General features: G+C 65.8%; 23 protein-coding genes. 16 read left to right on the forward strand and 7 right to left on the reverse strand.

Features of this window, described 5'->3' with window-relative positions:
• Nucleotides 1-7: 7 nt before the first annotated feature.
• Nucleotides 8-1,441 carry an NAD-dependent succinate-semialdehyde dehydrogenase gene (locus STE01S_RS01515; protein WP_062764212.1) on the reverse strand — a complete coding sequence of 478 codons (1,434 nt, stop codon included), beginning with the start codon at nucleotides 1,439-1,441 and terminating at the stop codon, nucleotides 8-10.
• A gap of 76 nt (nucleotides 1,442-1,517) precedes the next feature.
• Nucleotides 1,518-2,117, reverse strand: a complete 600-nt coding sequence (locus STE01S_RS01520; protein ID WP_058811181.1) for a TIGR02466 family protein — start codon at nucleotides 2,115-2,117, stop codon at nucleotides 1,518-1,520.
• A gap of 46 nt (nucleotides 2,118-2,163) precedes the next feature.
• Here STE01S_RS01520 and STE01S_RS01525 point away from each other — a divergent pair, with 46 nt between their 5' ends.
• Genes STE01S_RS01525 through STE01S_RS01535 form a run of 3 tightly spaced genes read left to right on the forward strand, consistent with a single transcriptional unit; the run spans nucleotide 2,164 to nucleotide 4,935 of the window.
• Nucleotides 2,164-3,084: an SMP-30/gluconolactonase/LRE family protein gene (locus STE01S_RS01525; RefSeq protein ID WP_058811180.1), complete on the forward strand. Its 921-nt coding sequence runs from the start codon at nucleotides 2,164-2,166 to the stop codon at nucleotides 3,082-3,084.
• 28 nt (nucleotides 3,085-3,112) lie between these two features.
• Nucleotides 3,113-3,814 carry a VIT1/CCC1 transporter family protein gene (locus STE01S_RS01530; RefSeq protein WP_062764214.1) on the forward strand — a complete coding sequence of 234 codons (702 nt, stop codon included), beginning with the start codon at nucleotides 3,113-3,115 and terminating at the stop codon, nucleotides 3,812-3,814.
• A gap of 14 nt (nucleotides 3,815-3,828) precedes the next feature.
• On the forward strand, nucleotides 3,829-4,935 hold the full coding sequence (locus tag STE01S_RS01535) for a DUF2855 family protein (protein ID WP_062764216.1): 1,107 nt from the start codon (nucleotides 3,829-3,831) through the stop codon (nucleotides 4,933-4,935).
• A gap of 16 nt (nucleotides 4,936-4,951) precedes the next feature.
• Here STE01S_RS01535 and STE01S_RS01540 read toward each other — a convergent pair whose 3' ends face one another.
• Nucleotides 4,952-5,698, reverse strand: a complete 747-nt coding sequence (locus STE01S_RS01540; protein WP_062764218.1) for an SDR family oxidoreductase — start codon at nucleotides 5,696-5,698, stop codon at nucleotides 4,952-4,954.
• A 118-nt stretch (nucleotides 5,699-5,816) separates the two neighbouring features.
• Between STE01S_RS01540 and STE01S_RS01545 the strand changes: the two genes are divergently transcribed.
• Nucleotides 5,817-6,467 carry an HAD-IA family hydrolase gene (locus STE01S_RS01545; RefSeq protein ID WP_255265848.1) on the forward strand — a complete coding sequence of 217 codons (651 nt, stop codon included), beginning with the start codon at nucleotides 5,817-5,819 and terminating at the stop codon, nucleotides 6,465-6,467.
• 673 nt (nucleotides 6,468-7,140) lie between these two features.
• Here STE01S_RS01545 and STE01S_RS01550 read toward each other — a convergent pair.
• Together STE01S_RS01550 and STE01S_RS01555 are read right to left on the reverse strand one after the other, a co-directional pair.
• On the reverse strand, nucleotides 7,141-7,950 hold the full coding sequence (locus STE01S_RS01550) for a universal stress protein (protein WP_062764222.1): 810 nt from the start codon (nucleotides 7,948-7,950) through the stop codon (nucleotides 7,141-7,143).
• 98 nt (nucleotides 7,951-8,048) lie between these two features.
• Nucleotides 8,049-8,942 carry a LysR family transcriptional regulator gene (locus STE01S_RS01555; protein ID WP_062764224.1) on the reverse strand — a complete coding sequence of 298 codons (894 nt, stop codon included), beginning with the start codon at nucleotides 8,940-8,942 and terminating at the stop codon, nucleotides 8,049-8,051.
• 113 nt (nucleotides 8,943-9,055) lie between these two features.
• On the opposite strand from STE01S_RS01555, the gene STE01S_RS01560 reads away from it, so the two are divergent.
• The 6 genes from STE01S_RS01560 to STE01S_RS01585 all read left to right on the forward strand — a co-directional run bounded on the left by STE01S_RS01560 (nucleotide 9,056) and on the right by STE01S_RS01585 (nucleotide 14,308).
• Nucleotides 9,056-9,766: a CoA transferase subunit A gene (locus STE01S_RS01560; protein WP_058811176.1), complete on the forward strand. Its 711-nt coding sequence runs from the start codon at nucleotides 9,056-9,058 to the stop codon at nucleotides 9,764-9,766.
• Complete coding sequence (locus STE01S_RS01565; protein WP_062764226.1) at nucleotides 9,763-10,662, forward strand: HAD family acid phosphatase; 900 nt, start codon at nucleotides 9,763-9,765, stop codon at nucleotides 10,660-10,662. The genes STE01S_RS01560 and STE01S_RS01565 overlap by 4 nt, the downstream gene beginning before the upstream one ends.
• Nucleotide 10,663: 1 nt before the next feature.
• Nucleotides 10,664-11,305 (forward strand): CoA transferase subunit B, encoded by a 642-nt coding sequence (locus STE01S_RS01570; protein WP_003042921.1) that lies wholly within the window; start codon nucleotides 10,664-10,666, stop codon nucleotides 11,303-11,305.
• A gap of 10 nt (nucleotides 11,306-11,315) precedes the next feature.
• Nucleotides 11,316-12,596 (forward strand): serine hydrolase domain-containing protein, encoded by a 1,281-nt coding sequence (locus STE01S_RS01575; RefSeq protein ID WP_003042924.1) that lies wholly within the window; start codon nucleotides 11,316-11,318, stop codon nucleotides 12,594-12,596.
• Nucleotides 12,597-12,662: 66 nt separating this feature from the next.
• Nucleotides 12,663-13,640 (forward strand): NAD-dependent epimerase/dehydratase family protein, encoded by a 978-nt coding sequence (locus tag STE01S_RS01580; protein WP_062764228.1) that lies wholly within the window; start codon nucleotides 12,663-12,665, stop codon nucleotides 13,638-13,640.
• On the forward strand, nucleotides 13,628-14,308 hold the full coding sequence (locus tag STE01S_RS01585) for a glutathione S-transferase family protein (RefSeq protein WP_062764230.1): 681 nt from the start codon (nucleotides 13,628-13,630) through the stop codon (nucleotides 14,306-14,308). The genes STE01S_RS01580 and STE01S_RS01585 overlap by 13 nt, the downstream gene beginning before the upstream one ends.
• Before the next feature lie 109 nt (nucleotides 14,309-14,417).
• Here STE01S_RS01585 and STE01S_RS01590 read toward each other — a convergent pair whose 3' ends face one another.
• Nucleotides 14,418-14,936, reverse strand: a complete 519-nt coding sequence (locus STE01S_RS01590) for a sterol desaturase family protein (RefSeq protein WP_062764232.1) — start codon at nucleotides 14,934-14,936, stop codon at nucleotides 14,418-14,420.
• Nucleotides 14,937-15,071: 135 nt separating this feature from the next.
• Between STE01S_RS01590 and leuC the strand changes: the two genes are divergently transcribed.
• The 6 genes from leuC to STE01S_RS01620 all read left to right on the forward strand — a co-directional run bounded on the left by leuC (nucleotide 15,072) and on the right by STE01S_RS01620 (nucleotide 19,282).
• On the forward strand, nucleotides 15,072-16,502 hold the full coding sequence (gene leuC / locus STE01S_RS01595) for a 3-isopropylmalate dehydratase large subunit (RefSeq protein WP_062764234.1): 1,431 nt from the start codon (nucleotides 15,072-15,074) through the stop codon (nucleotides 16,500-16,502).
• A gap of 63 nt (nucleotides 16,503-16,565) precedes the next feature.
• Nucleotides 16,566-17,009, forward strand: coding sequence for a GxxExxY protein (locus STE01S_RS01600; protein WP_062764585.1), 444 nt, complete (start codon nucleotides 16,566-16,568; stop codon nucleotides 17,007-17,009).
• A complete protein-coding gene (leuD, locus tag STE01S_RS01605) occupies nucleotides 17,006-17,602 on the forward strand; it encodes a 3-isopropylmalate dehydratase small subunit (RefSeq protein ID WP_062764236.1) in 597 nt (198 codons plus the stop codon). The genes STE01S_RS01600 and leuD overlap by 4 nt, the downstream gene beginning before the upstream one ends.
• Nucleotides 17,603-17,629: 27 nt before the next feature.
• Nucleotides 17,630-18,625, forward strand: coding sequence for an NADPH:quinone oxidoreductase family protein (locus STE01S_RS01610; protein ID WP_062764588.1), 996 nt, complete (start codon nucleotides 17,630-17,632; stop codon nucleotides 18,623-18,625).
• A gap of 68 nt (nucleotides 18,626-18,693) precedes the next feature.
• The gene (locus STE01S_RS01615) at nucleotides 18,694-18,903 is read left to right on the forward strand and encodes a DUF167 domain-containing protein (RefSeq protein WP_320248640.1); all 210 of its coding nucleotides are present in this window, start codon (nucleotides 18,694-18,696) and stop codon (nucleotides 18,901-18,903) included.
• Between the two features lie 85 nt (nucleotides 18,904-18,988).
• Nucleotides 18,989-19,282, forward strand: a complete 294-nt coding sequence (locus STE01S_RS01620) for a hypothetical protein (protein ID WP_040589790.1) — start codon at nucleotides 18,989-18,991, stop codon at nucleotides 19,280-19,282.
• A 50-nt stretch (nucleotides 19,283-19,332) separates the two neighbouring features.
• Here the strand turns inward: STE01S_RS01620 and sdhA are convergent, their stop codons facing one another.
• On the reverse strand, nucleotides 19,333-21,135 hold the full coding sequence (sdhA, locus tag STE01S_RS01625) for a succinate dehydrogenase flavoprotein subunit (RefSeq protein ID WP_062764238.1): 1,803 nt from the start codon (nucleotides 21,133-21,135) through the stop codon (nucleotides 19,333-19,335).

Consider the following 21,135-nt stretch of genomic DNA (forward strand, 5'->3'; position numbering starts at 1 on the left):
TGGCCGCTCAGTAAATATGCACCGCCTTGGCGACGAGATAACCGTCGAGGCCTTCCGGCCCGCTCTCGCTGCCGAAGCCCGATTCCTTGATCCCGCCGAAGGGCATGTCATTGGCCGAGATGACGAAGCTGTTGATTCCCACCATGCCGCTTTCGATGCCATCGGCGACGCGGTTGATGCGGCGACCGCTTTCGGTGAAGGCGAAGGCGGCCAAGCCATAGGGCAGCCGGTTCGCCTGTTCGAGCGCGTCTTCTTCGGTCGCGAACGGCCGGATCAGCGCCATCGGGCCAAAGGGTTCGTTGTTCATCGCATCGGCGTCGAGCGGCACGTCGGCCAGTGCCGTCGGCTGGAAGAAATAGCCTTCGCCCGTCGCGGCGCCGCCCGCGATCACCCGCGCGCCCTTTGCGGTCGCATCGGCAATCATCGCCTCCAGCGCGGGGGCGCGGCGCGCGTTGGCGAGCGGTCCCATCTGGGTGCCGGCATCGAGCCCGCTGCCGATCTTTACGCGCGCGGTGCGTTCGGCAAAGCCCTTCACGAAAGCGTCGTAGATGCCGTCCTGCACATAGAAGCGCGTCGGCGAGACGCAGACCTGGCCGGCGTTGCGAAACTTCTGCGTCACGACGCGGTCGAGCGTCGTTTCAAGGTCGCAATCGTCGAACACCAGCACCGGGGCGTGTCCGCCGAGCTCCATCGTGATGCGCTGCACCCGGTCGGCGGCGAGCTTCATCAGATGCTTGCCGACCGCGGTCGATCCGGTGAAGCTGACCTTCCGGATCACCTCGCTGCCGAGCAGGTGGCGGCTGATCATGTCGGGATTGCCATAGACGAGCTGCACCACGTCGCCGGGGATGCCCGCATCGGCAAGGCAGCGCATGATCGCGCTGGTGCAGCCCGGCGTTTCCTCGGGCGCCTTGGCAATCACGACACAGCCCGCAGCGAGCGCCGGCGCGACCTTCTTGATCATCAGATTGACGGGGAAATTCCACGGGCTGAACGCCGCGACCGGACCGACGGGCTGTTTCAGCACCATCGCGCGCTGACCCGCCGGACGCTGCACGACGCGGCCCTCGATCCGCTTGCCCTGTTCGGCAAAATATTCGAGCAACGACGAGGCCGAAAGCACTTCGCCGCGCGCCTCGGCGATCGGCTTGCCCTGTTCGAGCGTGAGCAAGGTCGCGATATGGTCGGCGCGTTCGCGAATCAGTCCGGCGGCCTTGCGCATCAGCGCCGCACGCTCATCGGGGGTCTTGGCGCGCCAGACCGGCCAGCCGCGCGCCGCGGCGGCGAGTGCTTCATCGAGGTCGGCTGCGGTCGCCACCGGCAGCTCGGCAATCGTCGCCGCGGTTGCGGGGTTATAGACGGGCCGCGCCTCGCGCCCCTCGCCGCTCCGCCAGGCACCGTCGATGAAAAGCTGCAGGTCGGCGTCGTAGGTCGCGGTCATTGGGCAATTTCCTGTCTGATCCGTTCGCATCGAACGGGAAATGGAGGGTCATCAGATGGCGCCCATATAGGACCGATCAGCGATAGTTAAAGCTGATGCTGATCCGTTCGTCCTTGCCGGCGTTCGGCATCACTTCGTGCCGCAACCAGCTTTCCCACAGAAAAATGCGCCCCGCCGCGGGCTCGGCATAGATGAAGGGCTGCAGGCTCTCGGGCGCATCCTCGCTCCGCCCCGGCGCCGCCATCAGCATCGCGAGTCGCGGATCTTCGAGCTTCAGCGCGCCCGATCCGGGCGGGACGGCGACATAGAAGGTGCCCGATACGATGCTGTGCGGGTGGATATGCCCGCTGTGCGTGCCGCCGGGTTTGAGGACATTGACCCACAGGCTGTCGAGCTTGAGCGGCTTGGCGAGATCGAAGTGGCATGCCTTGGCGAATGCCTTCACATGCTTGTCGAGCAGGCGCTTGAGGTCGTGAAAGGCGGGGTCGCGGTCGGGCAGGTCGTCAAGGCTGGCATAGCTGGTATAGCCGCGATAACCGTGCGCGCGGCTCCACGCCTTGCCCGCGCCATCCTCGCGCGCGAACAGCCGGCAGCTTTCCTCCAGCTCTTGCAGCAGGTCGGGCGCGGCAATGTCGGCCTCGTAAAAATTTGTGGCGAAGAGCGTGCGAACGGGCATGATGCGCGCAAAGCACAGCAAGGGCATGAGAGCAAGGGAGACGAGAATGGCCGAGTTTGAATTGATCGCCGACGGATTGCGCTTTCCTGAAGCGCCGGTGGTGATGGACGACGGCAGCGTCATCGTGACCGAGATCGAGGCCGGCCGTATCACGCGCTGCTGGCCCGGCGGTCGCAAGGCGGTGATCGCGACCCCCGGCGGCGGTCCCAACGGCCTGGCGATCGGTCCCGACGGCAAGCTTTACTGCTGCAACAACGGCGGCTTCGAATATACCGAATCGAACGGCTATCTGGCACCGCACGGCATCGCGAAGGATTATTCGGGCGGCCGCATCGAACGCATCGATATCGAAACGGGCGCGGTCGAAATCCTCTATAAATCGGGCGACAACGGCGTCGTGCTGCGCGGCCCCAACGACATCATGTTCGACAGCCACGGGGGCTTCTGGTTCACCGATCATGGCAAGGTCGATTATGAAAAGCGCTGCCACGACATCGTCGGCATCTTCTATGCCAAGGCCGACGGCAGCTTTATCGAGGAAGTGATCTTTCCGTCGAACAATCCGAACGGCGTCGGCCTCTCACCCGACGGCAAGGCGCTCTACGCCGCCGAAACCTACACCTGCCGCCTGATGAAGTTCAACATCACGGCGCCCGGCAAGGTCGCCCCCGACGCCGGTCCCGGCGGCCCCGGCATCCCGCTCTATCGCCCCGCCGGCTATAAATTCTTCGACAGCCTGGCGATGGAGGCGAACGGCAATATCTGCGTCGCGACCATCGGCGAATGCGGGATCAGCGTCGTGTCGCCGTCGGGAGAGTTGGTGGAGTTCGTCGCGACCGACGATATTTTCACCACCAACATCGCCTTTGGCGGCGCCGACATGCAGGATGCCTATATCACCTTGTCGGGCACCGGGCGGCTGGTAAAGACGCGCTGGAACCGGCCGGGACTGACGCTGCAATATTGATCGGTCGCCGGTCGGAAAAGGGGAAGATATGCGCCGCGATACTCACCGCGAAACCCACTCTGTCGCGCGGATCGGATGGCTGCGCGCCGCGATTCTGGGAGCCAACGACGGCATCGTCTCGACCGCGAGCCTGATCGCGGGCGTCGCGGCGGCGGGCGCGGCGCAACCCTCCATCCTCCTTACCGGCATCGCGGGTCTGGTCGCCGGTGCGATGTCGATGGCGGCGGGCGAATATGTCTCGGTCAGTTCGCAAGGCGACGCCGAAAAGGCCGACATTGCAAAGGAACGGCACGAACTCGCCACCGACCCCGAATTCGAGCTGGAGGAATTGACCCAAATCTATCAGGAACGCGGGCTCGACCGTCCGCTTGCCGAACAGGTCGCCGCGCAGCTTACCGCGCACAATGCGCTCGACAGCCATTTGCGCGACGAGCTGGGGCTGACCCACCATATGAAGGCGCGTCCGGTGCAGGCCGCGGTCGCATCGGCCGCCAGCTTTACTGCCGGCGCGGCGCTGCCGCTGCTGGTGGTTTTCCTCGATACGGGATCGTCGCTGCCGTGGACGGTGTCGGGCGCGTCGATCGCTTTCCTTGCGATCCTCGGCGCGCTCGGCGCGTGGGCGGGCAATGCGCCGATGCTGCGCCCCGTGCTGCGCGTCACCTTCTGGGGCGCATTCGCCATGGCGCTGACCATCGCGATCGGATCGCTGTTCGAAGCGCCGCTGGGCTGACGGGAGAGAGAAGCATGAACGATATGGCCTGGACCATCGACATCGATCGGGACACGATTTCGAAGGCGGCGCTCGCACGGGCGGATTATGCGCCGCTGCGCGCCGGCGAGGTTCGTGTGCGCGTCGACAGCTATGCGATGACGGCGAACAACATCACCTACGCCGTCTTCGGCAAGCCTGCGGGGCTGTTTGGCAACGATCAGGGCTATTGGGACTTTTTCGCCGAGCGTGACGCGCCCGCCCGCCTGCCTGTCTGGGGGTTCGCCACCGTGATCGAGAGCGCCGCCGAGGGCATCGCGCCCGGCGATCGCTTTTACGGCTATTATCCGATGGCAAGCCATGCGGTGCTCAACGCGGGCAAGATCGGCGCCGGCGGCTTCACCGACATCACGCCGCGGCGCACGACCCTGCCCCCCATCTACAATCAATATCAGCGGATCGAGGCTTTGCCCGACTATCGCGCCGATCATCATGATTATTGGCCGATCTTCCGGCCGCTCTTCCTCACCGGCTGGCTGATCGCCGACCAGTTCGAGGATGAGGGCGATTATGGCGCCGACCAGATCCTGATCGCCAGCGCGTCGAGCAAGACCGCGATCGGCCTCGGCTTCGCGCTCGCCCAGCGTGCGGGGCCCCGCCCCGTTAGCATCGGGCTGACGAGCAAGGCCAATGTCGCGGCGCTGGCCGCGCAGGGCATCTACGACCGCGTGATCGCCTATGACGACATCGCTACGCTCGACGCTGCGGCGCCGTCGGCCTTTGTCGACATGGCGGGCAATGGCGCGGTCACCCGCGCGGTGCACGGCCATTTCGGCGATGCGCTGAAAGTATCGATCATCGTCGGCAAATCGCACTGGGACGCCGAGGCCGACGCCGCGGCGCTGGCCGGCCCCGAACGGCAGGGCTTCTTTGCCCCCGGCCGCAGCCAGAAACGCGTCGGCGACTGGGGCGCCGCGGGCTTCGGACAGCGGATCGCCGAGGCATGGTTGGGCTTCATGGCGGTCGCACCGCGCATCGCGCGCATCGACCGGCGCGAAGGCAGCACCGCGGCGCTCGATGCCTATCGCGAAATGCTGTCGGGACGCGCCGATCCCGCGGCGGGGATATTGGTCATCCCCTGACGCAGCGCCCGCGCGGTCAGAGCTTGACCGCGGCGTTGCCGCCTTCGGCCCACAGCGCCGATCCCGACACGAAGCTCGCCATGTCGCTCGCCAGAAACAGCGCCGCCTGCGCGATCTCGTCGGGGTCGGCGATACGCTTCATCGCGTGCAGGCTGGCGGCCCATGCCTTCGATTCGGCATCGCCCGCCATCGCCGTATCGGTCCCGCCCGGGATCAGCGCGTTGGCGCGAATACCCGCCGCGCCATAATCGGCGGTGATCCCGCGCACGAGCCCGAGCAGCCCCGCCTTGGCGGCCCCGTAGCAGGCCATGCCCGGCAGCCCGACGCTGTTGCCGACAAAGCTTGAGGTGAAGATCAGGGCGCCCTTGCCGCGCGCCAGCATCGACGGAATCTGCGCGCGGGCGCCCAGAAAGGCGGCGGTCAGATTGGCCGCCATCACCGCGTCCCAATTGCCCGGCGCCTGATCGGCGAGCGGGGCGAGCGCGCCGACCGTACCGGCGTTGTTGAAAGCGATGTCGAGCCCGCCCCACGGTGCGCAGGCGGCAACCAGTGCCTCGTGCGTCGCGGCATCGGCAACGTCGCCCGCGACCGCGCGCGCCGTTCCGTTATCGGCGGCGATTTCGGCGACCACGGCATCGAGCCGCGCCCGGTCGCGTCCGCCGAGCACGAGCCGCGCGCCATGGCGCGCAAACAGCCGTGCGGCGGCGCGCCCGATTCCCGAACTCGCGCCGGTGATGATGACGGTCTTTCCTTCGAGCAGCATAAATCCTCCGGTGAATGAACAGCGCCGCGCCTTGCCGTAGCGGCAGGGGCGTGGCGTCCCGAAAGATGCGGTCAAATTCGCTTGATCTTGGACGATAGCGCGCGGCATGGCCGTCGGCATGGCTCAATATACGCATGTGATCTTCGACTTCGGCGGCGTCATCACCGCCTCGCCCTTCGAGGCGTTCAACCGGCTGGAAGCCGAACGCGGGCTACCCCGCGATTTCGTGCGCGGGGTGAATGCGCGCAACCCCGACACCAATGCCTGGGCGCTGTTCGAGCGCGCCGAGATCGACGCCGCAACCTTCGACACATTGTTCGCCGAAGAAGCGCGCGCGCTGGGCCACGACCTTGAAGGTGAAGCGGTTCTTGCGGTCCTCGCCGGCGCGGTGCGCCCGCAAATGGTTGCGGCGCTCGACACGCTGAAGGCCGGCGGCTTCACGATCGGCTGCATCACCAACAATGTGCCGTCGGGCAAGGGCGCCGGCATGGCGCGCAGCGAAGCAATGGCGGCCGAGGTCGCGGCGATCATGGCGCGCTTTGACCATGTCATCGAATCGTCGAAGGTCGGCGTACGCAAACCCGACCCGCGCATCTATCAGATGATGTGCGTGGCGCTGGGTGTCGAGCCCGCCGCCTGCATCTACCTCGACGACCTTGGCATCAACTGCAAACCCGCCGCAGGGCTCGGCATGCACGCGATCAAGGTGACGAGCGGCGAACAGGCGCTGGCCGACCTGTCCGCCGCGCTGGGCATGCCGCTACCCTGAGTGGCCAGAGCGGTGCATTGCCCCGCGCGGAATTTTGGGTGGTTAGCGGACGTTGCTGCTAGCCGCTTTGTGTTCCCGGCGAAGGCCGGGGCCCAGCGTGTCGAACGCCAACGTTGGCGCTGTAAAGCCGTGGGCCCCGGCCTTTGCCGGGGTGCACAACATCGACGCGGGACTTTCATACCGTCGTCATCCCGGACTTGATCAGGGATCCATTCACGCGGCGTCGGAAGAATGGATCCTGAAACAAGTTCAGGATGACGACCGATCATATCCTCCCTGTCGCGCAGCGATGGGGAGGGGGACCGCGCCCGAAGGGCGTGGTGGAGGGGCTGCGACGGCGCGCCATTAGCCCCTCCGTCAGCGCTTCGCGCTGCCACCTCCCCATGGCCTGCGGCCACAGGGAGGATTTCATGCCCGCTATCGGTCGTTAGCGGCTCATCCGGTTTTGGGCCGGGATGCCCTCACATCGGTCGCCTCGCTCTGCCCAGCGGCCACCGCCATCAAGACAACTATCAATGACGAGATAACTTCGCGCTGCCCAACCAACCGAAATGCCGAGCATGCCAGCGAGGATTACAGAAAACATGATTCGTCGCCTCATGCTGTGCGTAATAGGTCTGCTTGCGATGTCCGCAACCGGTCGTTCGCCGTCGTCCAGGCCAGTCTTTCGGGCCTAGTGCGCGAGCAGCAGCGGATAGCGGCCGCCCGTCACGAGATATTGCGTCGCGCCGCCGAAGATCGTCTCGCGCAGCCGGCTGCGACCGAAGGCGCCCATCACGATCAGACCGGCGCCCAGCGCGCCGGCTTCCTTTTCGATCCGTTCCTCGGGGGTTTCGACACCGCGCTCGATCGCGCGCAGTTCGGCGTGGATGCCGTGCCGCGAGAGATAGCGCGCGGCCTCCTCCGCAGCGAAATCGCCCTCGTCGCCTCCGATCGTGACGATCACGACCGGGCGGCCCTTCAGAAAGGGGACCGCGGCGCGCACCGCATGGGCCGCCTCAGGGCTGCCGTTCCACGCGATCAGCGCCGGCTTGTCGAAATCGAGCGCCTTGCTGTCCTGCGGCAGCGCGAGCACCGGGACCGACGCGGTCAGCGCCAGATCGCCCGCGAGCATCGGCGGGCCGCTGCGGAAATCGCCCTTCGCCTTGGGCAGGCTGACGATCGCCAGATCGGCGAGCGTCGCGGCGCCCGACAAGGCGCTCACGATTTCGCCATCGGCCATTTCGATGTCCCACGGCACATCTTCCTTCGCCAGCCGGTCGGCAAGCCGGCTTTCGAGCGCCAGATCGTCGGCCTGCGCCTTCGCCAGCGCCTCGGCGGCGAAATAGGTGCCGCCGAACGGATCGAAGCTGACGAATTCGCGCAGCGGCGTCGCGATGAGCAGGCTGACATGGCCTTCGAAACGGCGGGCGCAATCGAGCGCGACCTGCAAACGTCCTTCGGACGCGGCATCGCTGTCGGCATGAACCAGAATTGAGCGCATTGGGGGCCTCCTTTGTCCAGTGAACATCAGAATAATGCGCCGCGCGATCCTATCGTTCATTGACCGGGGTCAAAAGGGACGAATCTTCGCGCGCCGCGCTATCCCGCGGTCAGGCTGAGACCCGCGGCCTGATCGAAGATGCGCGTCAGCACCGGTTCGGTGTCCGACACGCGCATCGCGACGCGGAATTCGACCGGCGCGAGCGCGGGCAGCCCCGCCAGTTCGACGAGCGCGCCCGCGGCAACCTCGGCACGCACCATCGGTTCGGGAAAGATGCCGACACCGCCGCCGGCGCGTGCGATGTCGATCATCATCCGGGCGTTGTTGCACAGGTTCAGTGATTTCTGCGCGATCCGCGACGCCGCGATCGCCTCGCGCATCCGGCCGTGGATCGGCGAGGGGCTGGCGAGCGACCAGACGGGCACCTGCTGTTCGCCCGTTCCACGCTCGAACAGCGCAGCGACCGCCGGGTTGGCGAGCCAGAGCAGCGCAACCTCGCCGATCGGGCTGGTCCGAAGCGCCGGGTGCGCGATCGGTCCCGCCGCAAACGCCAGATCGGTGCGGCCGGTCAGCAGTTGCTGGATCAGATTCGCGGTCAGGTCGATCTCGATCTCGAGCGCGACATTGGGCATTTCGGCTTTCAGCGCCGCAACGAAGGGCGGCAGGCAGCTTGCGGCCGCGATCTCGCCCGCGCCGATCCGCACCACACCGCTCGCCTCGTTGAACCCGCCGCTGCCGAGCAGCGCGAGTTGCATGTCGCGCAGCAGCGGGGTGCAATCATTGACCAGTTTGCGCCCCGCCGGGGTCAGCGACATGGTGCGCCCGTCGCGGCGGAACAGCGTCGAACCCAATCGCTGCTCCAATTCGCGCATCCGCGCCGACACCGCGGGCTGCGTCGTGTTGAGCCGTTCGGCAGCGGCCGAGAAGGTGCCGAGCCGATCGATCCACAGCAAGGTTTCGATATGATAGATGGAGATGCGATTGATCGACATCGGTTATGGATAATCGAAAAATAGAACAATTAGAATTGATGATTTATTTGCGCCAAGGTCGCCGCCGATCAGTGGGCCGATCCGCGAGCCGATCAGAGGAAGGGAGTCCCGTCATGGCGAACAAGCAATATCCCGATGCAGCATCCGCGCTCGAAGGGCTGCTCTTCGACGGCATGCATATCTGCGCGGGCGGCTTCGGCCTGTGCGGTATTCCCGAACGGCTGATCGACGCGATCCGCGACGCCGGGACGAAGGACCTCACCATCGCCAGCAACAATGCCGGCATCGATGGCGAAGGGCTCGGCAAGCTGCTGCGCACGCGGCAGGTGAAGAAGATGATCTCCTCTTATGTCGGCGAGAACAAGGAGTTCGAGCGGCAATATCTGGCCGGCGAGCTCGAGGTCGAATTTTGTCCGCAGGGCACGCTCGCCGAACGCTGCCGCGCGGGCGGCGCGGGCATCCCCGGCTTCTATACCAAGACCGGCGTCGGCACCGCGGTGGCCGAGGGCAAGGAGGTCAAGAATTTCGACGGACAGGATTATATCCTCGAACGCGGCATCTTTGCCGACCTCGCGATAGTCAAGGGGTGGAAGGCCGACGAAAGCGGCAATCTGATCTTCCGCAAGACCGCGCGCAACTTCAACCAGCCGATGGCGACCGCGGCCAAGATTTGCGTTGCCGAGGTCGAGGAGATCGTCCCCGTCGGCAGCCTCGATCCAGACTGCATCCATTTGCCCGGCATCTATGTGAAGCGGCTGATCGTCGGTGCGCCCTATGACAAGAAGATCGAGTTCCGCACCGTGCGCCCGCGGGAAGCCGCATGATGCGCGCGCTTGCCCTGTCGGCCGGCCTGCTGCTCGCCGGCTGCGCCCAGACCGCTGCGACGACGGCGCCCACAGCGCCCAGCGCCGAAGTGATCGCCTCGCAGGTCGGTGAAAAGCCGACGCCGACCTCGCCGCCGGCGGGACAGCAATGGCTCTATGGTTCGGCGGAGGGTGCGATCGCCTCGGCGCAGGTCTATCGCACCATGGCCGACTATGTCCGCATGGCCGCGATTTCGGCGGCGCCGCGCCGTCAGGTCGTGCTCGCCGAAGGATCGACGCCCACAGCGCCGAAGTTCGACGATTGCGGCGAAAAGCCGCCCGCGGCGGTGTTCGACGCCGACGAAACGCTGATCTGGAACCTCGGCGCGATGCGCTACTTTGCCGAGCAGGGGAAGGATTTCGATCCCGCAGTCTGGGACCAGTGGGAAAAGACCGGTGCCGGCAAGGCGGTCGCGATGCCCGGCGTCATCGATGCGCTGGCGATCATGCGCGGTGCAGGGGTGACGATCATCGTCAACACCAACCGCAGCGCCGCCAATCCCAAGGGCAGCGAGGATACGCTGCGCGCCGCCGGCCTTGGGGATTTCAAGCATGGCGAGACACTGTTCCTGATGGGCGACACGCCCGACGGAGCGAGCAAGGACGGCCGCCGGGCGCTGATCGCTTCGCGCTGGTGCGTGATCGCGATGGGCGGCGACCAGCTCGGCGATTTCGCGCAGGCGTTCAACGCACGCGGGCTGTCGGTCGCCGACCGCAAGACGATGGCGACGAGCGGACCGGTGGCGGGCCTGTGGGGCCACGGCTGGTTCCTCTTCTCCAACCCCGTCTATGGCCCGTCGATCCGCGGCGGCTTTGCCGACATCTTCCCCTCCGACAAGCAATGGGAGCCGAACTGACATGGCCTGGACGCGTGATGATATGGCGGCGCGCGCCGCGAAGGAATTGCAGGACGGCTTCTACGTCAATTTGGGCATCGGCATCCCGACGCTGGTCGCCAACCACATCCCCGACGGGATGGACGTGACGCTGCAGTCGGAAAACGGCATGCTCGGCATCGGCCCCTTCCCGATCGAGGGCGAGGAGGACGCCGACCTCATCAATGCGGGCAAGCAGACGATCAGCGAACTGCCGCAGTCGGTCTATTTCAGCTCGGCGGAAAGCTTCGCGATGATCCGCGGCGGGCATATCGACCTTACCGTGCTGGGCGCGATGGAAGTCGCCGAAAATGGGGACATCGCCAACTGGATGATCCCCGGCAAGATGATCAAGGGCATGGGCGGCGCGATGGATCTGGTCGCCGGCGTCAAGAAGATCATCGTCGTCATGGAACATAATGCCAAGGACGGCAGCCCCAAATTCATCCCTGCCTGCACCCTGCCGCTGACCGGCAAGAATGTCGTCGACATGATCATCACCGACCTCGCGGTGTTCAAGCGCGACGACCACGACAGCCCGTTCCGGCTGATCGAGCTCGCACCGGGGGTGACGGCGGACGAAGTCGCAGCTAAGACGACGGCCAAATATGAGGTCGCCGTCTGATCGAGAGTCCATGCTGCGTGCTTTGATGATATTGGTTGCGGCCGGCGCGCTCGTTTTCGCCGGCTGGTTCGGAGTTCAGGCGCTGGGCGGCAGCCAGCCGCTGGCAAGCGTTCCGATTCCCTTCGCCGCTCCCGAAGATCTGCCCGACACGCCCGACAAATGGCACGGGCGGATCGATTATCGCGCGCTCGACCGGCAATTGACCGATCTCGCCGCCCGCCCCGAAATGGCGGGGCTGGCGGTGGCGGTTGTCGAGGACGGCAAGCTGAGCTTCGTGCGCACCTACGGCGTCGCCGACGCCGATAGCGGCGCGCCGGTCACGCCGCATACGCTGTTCCGCTGGGCGTCGGTGTCCAAGACCGCGACCGGCGCGCTGGCCGCGGCGCTGAGCAAGGATGGCGCGGTGAACCTCGACCGGCCGGTCGCAAGCTGGCACAGCTCTCTGCGCCTCCCCGGCGGCGCCGAATCGCATGTGACGCTGGCCGAACTGCTCGCCCAGCGCACCGGCCTCACCAAAAATGCCTATGACGAAAAGCTGGAGGAAGGGCAGAGCCCGGCGCTCCTGCGCACCAGCCTTGCCGGCGCGCCGCTGCAATGCGAGCCCGGCACCTGCCACACCTATCAGAATGTCGCCTTCGACACGGCGAGCGAGATTCTGGGCGCCGCGGCGCACAAATCTTTTGCCGATGCCGTCGAGGACCGCTTTTTCCTGCCGCTCGGCATGGTCAGCGCCGGCTATGGCGCCGAGCGGCTGACGGGCGCGAAGGATTGGGCACGGCCGCATCGCGGGCGCCACGTCCAGCCGGTCAAGGAAGCCTATTGGCGCGTCCCCGCCGCCGCCGGCGTCGAAAGCGATATCGTCGATTTCGCGACCTGGATGCAGGCGATGATGGGCAATCGTCCCGACGTGCTGCCGAAGGATGTCCTGCAAATCGCTCATCAGCCGCGCGTCGGCACCGCGCGGCTCTATGGCGGCGCGTTGCGGCAGGCGATCGGCGATGCCTCCTACGGCCTCGGCTGGCGTAACTTCACCTATGCCGGGCTCCGCCTTCAAGGTCATTCGGGCGCCGTGTCGGGCTATCGCGCGACGATGATCTTCGAACCCGCAACGCGCACCGGCGTCGTCGCGCTGTGGAACAGCGACTGGGGCTTCCCCTTCCGCATCCCCTTTGCCGCGCTCGACAGCTATCACAAGCGCGCCGACGCGGCCTGGCTCGACCTCAGCGAACTGCCGCCGCAGAAGGGCGGGGCGACCGCGCCACAATCGACTGCCGAGGCGCCGGAAGGGTAAAGCCCTTGTTCCCCTGTCGGCGGCCTGTGTATCAGGCGCGCATTCAGACCGAGAGGAGAGTCACCGATGCGCGTACTGCTGACCGGATCGTCGGGATGGCTCGGGCGTTATCTGGCCCCGTTGCTCGCCAAAAGCGGCCATGACGTTACCGGGCTCGATGTCGTTCCCGGCGCGCATACTGCCGTGATCGGTACCGTCGCCGACCGCGCGTTGGTTGACCGCACGATGAGCGAGCAAGGCATCGAGGCCGTCATTCACAGCGGCGCGCTGCACAAGCCCGATATCATCCGTTATCCGCGGCAAGCCTTCATCGACGTCAATGTGACCGGCACGCTGAACCTGATCGAGGCTGCCGTGGCGGCGGGGAACGACCGCTTCCTCTTCACCTCGACCACTTCGCTGATGGTCCGCGCCGATGTGCGCGCAGGCGCGGGCGAACAGGGTGCCTGGTGGATGGACGAGGATTTTTCACCCGTCGAGCCGCGCAACATCTATGGCATCACCAAGCTGGCCGCCGAGCAGGCGTGCCGGTTGGTCCACCGCGAGCACGGCATCAACGTCGCGATCCTACGTACCGGGCGCTTCTTTCCCGAGGATGACGATACGCATGATGCGCCGAGCGGCGAAAATCTGAAGGCCAACGAGCTGCTCAACCGCCGCCTGACGGTCGAGGATGCCGCCGCGGCGCATCTCGCCGCGCTGGAAGCGGCGCCGCAGATCGGCTGCGACACGTTCATCCTGTCGGCGCCGCCGCCTTTCGTACGCGAAGAGGCCGGAGAACTTGCCCGAGATGCTCGCGCCGTGATCGCACGCCATCACCCCGACGCCGCTGATCTTTACGCCGCCGAAGGCTGGGTGCTACCCGAGACCATCGACCGCGTTTATGACCCGTCGCGCGCCGAGCGCCGATTTGGCTGGCGGGCCGCAACCGACTTCGGCAGCGTGCTGGCGGCGCTGAGAAACCACACGCCGCTGCCCTTCACGCACGACCCCGATTACACCTCCCCCATCGTCCGACAGGAGCGCGAAGCATGTATGTGCTGATCACCGCCAACCGCAATTATTCGAGCTGGTCGCTAAGGCCGTGGATGCTGATGAAGGGGCTCGGCATCGGCTTCGAGGATCGCGTCGAGCCTTTCGCAAAGCCCGTCAATTACGACGCCTTCCGCAGCTTTTCGCCGACCGGTCAGGTTCCGGCCTTGCTCCACGAGGGGCGCACGATCTACGACTCGCTCGGCATCACGCTCTATCTCGCTGACCGGCACGATGGCGTCTGGCCGGCCGATCCCGACGCCCGCGCCTGGGCGCAGTGCGCGGTGGCGGAAATGCACAGCGGCTTTGCGGCACTCCGCAACGATTGCACAATGAACGTCGGCGTCCGCGTAACGCCCAAGCCGATGTCGGCCGCCCTCGCCGCCAATGTCGCGCGCATCCGCGAGCTGTTCGAGGAAGGTTTGGCGAAGTTCGGCGGCCCGTGGCTCGCCGGCGCCAACTTCTCGGCCGCCGACGCCTTTTTCGCGCCGGTCGCCTTTCGCATCCGCACTTACGGCCTCGACGTCGGCGCCGGGCAGGCGTGGGTCGACCATATGCTGGCGCATCCGGCGATGCGCGAATGGGAACGGCAGGCACTCGCCGAAGAGTGGCGCGAAGAAAGCCATGAGGCCGAACTGGCAGCAGCCGGGGTAATTACGGCGGATTACCGGACGGCCTGAACCCTCCTTCGTCATTGCGACACCGGCGAAAGCCGGGGGAAGCAATCCGGCGCGGTTTACGCAGACTCTGGATTGCCGCGTCGCCTTCGGCTCATCGCAATGAGGGGAATTAGTCCACCAGCGCCTCGCGCACCACGGCGATGCCCGCTTCGCGCTGCGCCTTCAACTCGGCCTTCAGCTTCGCCGGATCGCGTGCGAAGACGAAGCCGAAGCTGACCCCGCCTTCCTTGCCGATCGTTGCATGGTGCAGCTTGTGCGCCTGCACCAGCCGCTTGGCGTAGCCGCGCCGCGGTACCCAGCGGAAATAGCGCTGATGGACCAGCCCGTCATGCACCAGCGTATAGATGATGCCATAGCAAAGGATGCCGAGGCCGATCCACGTTCCTGGTTCCCACGCCGCCGCACCGAAGATCATCGGACTGCCGATCGCGAACATCGAAATGCTCATCGCGGCCCCGACGATGGCGAACAGGTCGTTCTTCTCCAGCCGACGCCCGTGCGGTTCGTGATGGTCGCGGTGCCAACCCCAGCCGAAGCCGTGCATGATATATTTGTGGCTCGCCCAGGCGACACCTTCCATCGCGATGACGGTGGCAAGGACAAGGGCGATGATGGCGAGCGTCGACATGGGGGAGAGTATAGGCCGGTTAAGGCAACCGCGCCATCATCTCCTCGTTCCCGGCTATAGGTATCGGCGACCGAAAATTGCGTTTTTGATCGCCACTCGCTTGCAAAGTTGTGTGGGCAGCGTAAGTGAACCCGCATGACTCGGCCCCGCACGCTTTATGAGAAAATCTGGGACGCGCATGTCGTCGAACAGCGCCCCGACGGTACCTGCCTGATCTTCATCGACCGCCACCTCGTCCATGAAGTCACCAGTCCGCAAGCCTTCGCCGGGCTTCGCGCGAGCGGCCGCACGGTGCGCCGTCCCGACCTGACGCTGGCGGTTCCTGATCATAATCTGCCGACGACGGCGCGGCGCGATGCGGCGGGCAACCGGCTGCCGATCGCCGACCCCGAAAGCGCAGCACAGCTCGCCGCGCTCGAAAAGAATGCGCCCGAATATGGCATCCGCTACATCGACGCGGTGGCGCCCGAACAGGGCATCGTCCATGTCGTCGGCCCCGAACAGGGCTTCTCGCTGCCCGGCACGACGATCGTCTGCGGCGACAGCCACACCGCCTGCCACGGCGGCATCGGCGCGCTCGCCTTCGGCATCGGAACGAGCGAGGTCGAGCATGTGCTGGCGACGCAGACATTGCTGCTCCAGCCCGCAAAGACGATGGAAGTGCGCGTCGACGGTGATGTCGGTCCCGGCGTCAGCGCGAAGGACATCATCCTTCACATCACCGGTGTGATCGGCGCTGCCGGCGGTACCGGCCATGTCATCGAATATACGGGCAGCGCAATTCGCGGCCTGAGCATCGAGGGCCGTCTGACGGTCAGTAACATGGCAATCGAGGGCGGCGCCCGCGCCGGGCTGATCGCCCCCGACGATGTTACCTTCGCTTATCTGAAGGGCCGCCCCTACGCGCCGAAGGGGGCCGACTGGGAGGCTGCGGTCGCCTATTGGCGCAGCCTCGCGACCGATCCCGGCGCCAGCTATGACAAGACCGTCGTCATCGACGCCGCCGACATCGCACCGAGCGTCACCTGGGGAACCAGCCCCGAGGATGTCGTGCCGATCACCGGCATCGTTCCCGATCCCGCGAGCTTTGCCGACCCGTCGAAACAGGCCGCCGCGGCAAAATCGCTCGCCTATATGGGCCTCGAACCCGGCACGCGGATGCAGGACGTCGCGATCGAGAACATCTTCATCGGCAGTTGCACCAACAGCCGGATCGAGGACATGCGCGCTGCCGCCGCGGTCATCAAGGGCCGGAAGAAGGCCGACAATGTCCGCTGGGCGATCGTCGTTCCGGGATCGGGCCTGGTCAAGGCGCAGGCCGAAGCCGAAGGGCTCGACCGCATCTTCATCGACGCAGGGCTCGAATGGCGCGAGCCGGGCTGTTCGGCGTGCCTCGCGATGAACCCCGACAAGGTACCCGCGGGCGAACGCTGCGCGTCGACGAGCAACCGCAATTTCGTCGGCCGCCAGGGTCCGGGCAGCCGTACCCACCTCGTCAGCCCCGCGATGGCCGCGGCGGCAGCGGTGACCGGCAAGCTCACCGACGTGCGGGAGTTGATGGGCTGATGGGCCGGTTCGGTTCGGGTTCACGCGAAGACGCGAAGACGCGAAGGAATGGAGGCCGCGAGCATGGCTGACATCGAAGACGTTGCAGCGATGGCTATCGATTGCGGTTTTCGAATTCACCGCGACCTTGGCCCCGGCTTATTGGAATCGGTTTATGAGCAGTTGCTCGCAGCGAGCCTTGCGCGCGCCGGGCTGAAGGTCGAGCGCCAAAAGCCGGTCACTTTCAGATTTGACGGGATGGAATTCACCGATGGCTTTCGTATCGATTTGATGGTCGACGACCGCCTGATAATCGAGATCAAATCGGTAGAAGCGCTGTCCAAGATGCACGGGAAACAGATGCTGACCTATTTGCGTTTGATGCAGCAGCCCGTCGGGCTGCTAATGAATTTCGGCGGCGCGACCTTCAAGGAAGGTATCCGCCGGATCGTCAATAACCATACGGCCTTCGCGTCTTCGCGTCTTCGCGTGAACCAGATCGGCGCCGCCGCTGGAGGCTGCGCATGACCCCGCTGGAAAAGGTCGAAGGCCGCGCGATTCCGCTCGGGCTCAAGAATGTCGATACCGACGTCATCATTCCCGCGCACTGGCTCAAGACCACGAGCCGCGAAGGCATGGGGCGCGGCGCGTTCGAAAGCCTGCGCGCCGATCCCGACAATCTGTTCGACCGGCCCGAGAACAAGGGCGCACCCATCCTGATCGCGGGTGACAATTTCGGCTGCGGGTCGAGCCGCGAACATGCCGCCTGGGCGCTCGGCGACCTTGGTATCCGCGTCGTCATCGCGCCCAGCTATTCCGACATCTTCTCGGGCAATGCCGTCAAGAACGGCATCTTGCCCGTCGTGCTGCCGCAGGCGGCGGTCGACCGGCTGATCGAGGTCGCGGCAACCGATCCGATTCAGGTCGACCTCGACACGCAGACGGTGACGACGCCCTTTCAGGATCGCTTCACCTTCGAAATCGACCCGTTCCGCAAGATGTGCCTGCTCGGCGGTCTCGACGAGATCTCGCTCACCGAAAAAAGCGGCGGGGCGATCGACGCTTATGAGGCAAAACTGGCGGCCGAGCGTCCCTGGTTGCAGCCCGCGCTAACCGAATAACCGACGAAAATGGAAAAGGAGACGATGATGAAGGCTCTTCTGTCGACCGCGACCGGCGGCCCCGAAACGCTCGAACTGGGCGAGGTCGCGCGACCCACCCCCGGCAAGGGGCAGATGGTCGTCGATGTGAAGGCCTGCGCGGTCAACTTCCCCGACGTGCTCATCATCGAGGATAAATATCAGTTCAAGCCGCAGCGCCCCTTCGCCCCCGGCGGCGAGGTAGCGGGCATCGTGGCCGAGGTCGGCGAAGGCGTGACCGATTTCAAGACCGGCGACCGGGTGATCGCGGCGTGCGGCAACGGCGGCATGGCCGAGGCGGCGCTGGTCAATGCCGCCAATAGCTATCCGCTGCCCGAGGGGCGCGACTTTGCCGAAGGCGCGGCGCTGCTGATGACCTATGGCACCAGCATCCACGCGCTGGTCGATCGCGGCCATATCGAGGAAGGCGATACGCTGCTCGTCCTCGGCGCTTCGGGCGGAGTCGGCATCGCCGCGGTCGAACTGGGCAAGGCGTTCGGCGCGCGCGTCGTTGCGGGCGTATCGAGCGAGGCAAAGGCCGACATCGCACGTCAGGCCGGCGCCGACGAAGTCGTCGTCTATGGCTATCAGCCGTTCGACAAAGAGGCCTCGAAGGCGCTCGCCAATATGTTCAAGACGGCGGTCGGCGGCGACGGCGCCAATGTGATCTACGATGCGGTCGGCGGCGATTATTGCGAACCGGCTCTGCGCTCGATCGCGTGGGAAGGACGCTACCTCGTCGTCGGCTTCCCCGCGGGCATCCCGCGCCTGCCGCTCAACCTGACCCTGCTCAAGAGCTGCGACGTCGCCGGTGTCTTCTGGGGGGCCTTCGCCGCCCGCGAGCCGCAGCGCAACCGCGCCAATATCGCGCGCCTGTTCCAGCTTTGGGAACAGGGCAAGATCAGCCCGCGGGTCACCGAACGCTTCGCGCTGGCCGATGGCGGCAAGGCGATCGCCAAGCTGGGCGACCGCAGCGCGGTCGGCAAGCTGGTCGTGACGATCTGAAATACCACCCCGACCCCGCGCTGACCGAGGCGCTCGTCGCGCTGGCGCGGCCGACCGGCCGGATCGAGGTGCGCGTGACCCCCGGCGCGGGGCGCGACGAGGTGCGGATCGATGCCGGCGCCGTTTTGCTGCGCGTCACCGCCCCGCCCGCCGACGGCGCCGCCAACGAGGCGGTGCTGCGCCTGCTCGCGGCCGCGCTCGGCCGGCCACGCCGCGATCTGACGCTGCTGCGCGGCGCCACGGCGCGCATAAAACTGGTCGCGGTCGCGCTCGACTGATCGCAAAGCGACGCCCCGCTTAACCATTTATCAGGGGCTCCCCCCTATCGTTCAATGCAGGACTATTGGGATTCAGGGATCGACGATGGCGGACCCCCGTTCGGCCAGTGATGGGCAGGCGATGAGCCTTGCGAATATCTCGCGGACTCGCCGTGCGCAGTTGATTGCCGAGTTCGAGGGCGAACTCGGCATCGATCACAAGGCGCGCGCGCGCGCCGCCTATGAAGAAAAGCGCTGGCGCATCATCAAGACGATCATCGTGTGGACGATCGCGCTGATGTTCTTCGCGGTTGCCTGCTACAAATTGTGGTTGATGGGCCAGCAGGTCGACAGGCCCTTTTCCGACCTCAATCCGATCGACAATATCCTGGGCAAATAGGCCGAGCAGCCGATCCGGGCACCCGAAGGCGCCCGGTCACAAACGCATCCTCAGTAAACGCGCGCCTTCGGCTTGATATATTCGGCATCGTCGGTCAGCGTATATTCGTGGACCGGGCGGTAATCGAGCGTCACCTTGCCGTCCTTGCCGCCCCAGCCGTCGAACCAGCTGATCGTGTGCTTCATCCAGTTCGCATCGTCGCGGTTCGGGAAATCCTCGTGCGCGTGGGCGCCGCGGCTTTCCTTGCGGTTGAACGCCGAATGCATCGTCACCGTCGCCTGCGCGATCAGATTGTCGAGCTCGAGCGTTTCGACGAGATCGGTGTTCCAGATCAGGCTGCGGTCGGCGACATGGACGTCGTTCATGCGCTCATAGGTCTTGGCAAGCTTGTCCTTGCCCTCGGCCATCAGCTCGTCGGTGCGGAACACCGCCGCATGCTGCGACATCGCGCGCTGCATCTCGGTGCGGATTTCGGCGGTCGGCGAACTGCCGCTCGCATTGCGGAAATGGTCGAGGCGGCCGAGCGCGAGGTCGGCGCTGTCCTTGGGCAGCGCGGGCTGCGCGGCGCCGGGCGCGACGATTTCCTTGAGCCGGTGACCGGTCGCGCGTCCGAAGACGACCAGATCGATCAGGCTGTTCGAGCCGAGGCGGTTCGCGCCGTGGACCGACACGCACGCCGCCTCGCCGACCGCGAACAGGCCGGGGACGACCGCATCGGGGTTGCCGTCCTTCAGCGTCACGACTTCGCCGTGATAGTTACAGGGAATGCCGCCCATATTGTAATGGACCGTCGGCACGACCGGCAGCGGCTGGCGCGTCAGGTCGACGCCCGCGAAAATCTTGCCGCTTTCGGTGATGCCCGGCAGACGCTCCGCCAGCACCGCGGGATCGATATGATCGAGGTGCAGGAAGATATGGTCCTTGTGCGGACCGACGCCGCGGCCTTCGCGGATTTCGAGCGCCATCGAACGCGACACGACGTCGCGCGACGCCAGATCCTTCGCCGACGGGGCATAGCGTTCCATGAAGCGCTCGCCTTCGGAATTGGTCAGATACCCGCCCTCGCCGCGCGCGCCCTCGGTGATGAGGACACCCGCACCGTAGATGCCGGTCGGGTGAAACTGGACGAACTCCATGTCCTGGAGCGGCAGGCCCGCGCGCAGCACCATCCCGCCGCCGTCGCCGGTGCAAGTATGTGCCGAGGTCGCGGTGAAATAGCAGCGGCCGTAGCCGCCGGTCGCGAGCACGACCGCTTGGCTGCGGAAGCGGTGGATGCTGCCATCCTCCATGCACAGCGCGATCACGCCGCGGCACACGCCGTCTTCCATGATCAGGTCGAGCGCGAAATATTCGATGAAGAAGTCCGCGTCATACTTCAGGCTCTGCTGATAGAGCGCGTGGAGCATCGCGTGGCCGGTGCGGTCGGCGGCGGCGCAGGTCCGCTGCACCGGCGGGCCTTCGCCCATATTCTGCATATGGCCGCCGAACGGGCGCTGATAGATGGTGCCATTGGCGTTGCGCGAAAAAGGCACGCCGGCATGTTCGAGTTCGTAGACCGCGGCGGGCGCCTCGCGCACCATATATTCGATCGCGTCCTGATCGCCCAGCCAGTCGGAGCCCTTGACGGTGTCGTACATATGCCACTGCCAATGGTCGGGGCTGTTGTTGCCGAGGCTGGCGGCGATGCCGCCCTGCGCCGCGACGGTGTGGCTGCGCGTCGGGAACACCTTGGTAATGCAGGCGGTGCGCAGGCCGGCCTCGGCGCTGCCCATCGTTGCGCGCAGGCCCGAACCGCCGGCGCCGACGACGACGGTGTCATAGGTGTGGTCGATGATCTTGTAGGCTTCGGTCAT

The sequence above is a fragment of the Sphingopyxis terrae subsp. terrae NBRC 15098 genome (assembly GCF_001598815.1).
Lineage (GTDB): Bacteria > Pseudomonadota > Alphaproteobacteria > Sphingomonadales > Sphingomonadaceae > Sphingopyxis > Sphingopyxis terrae.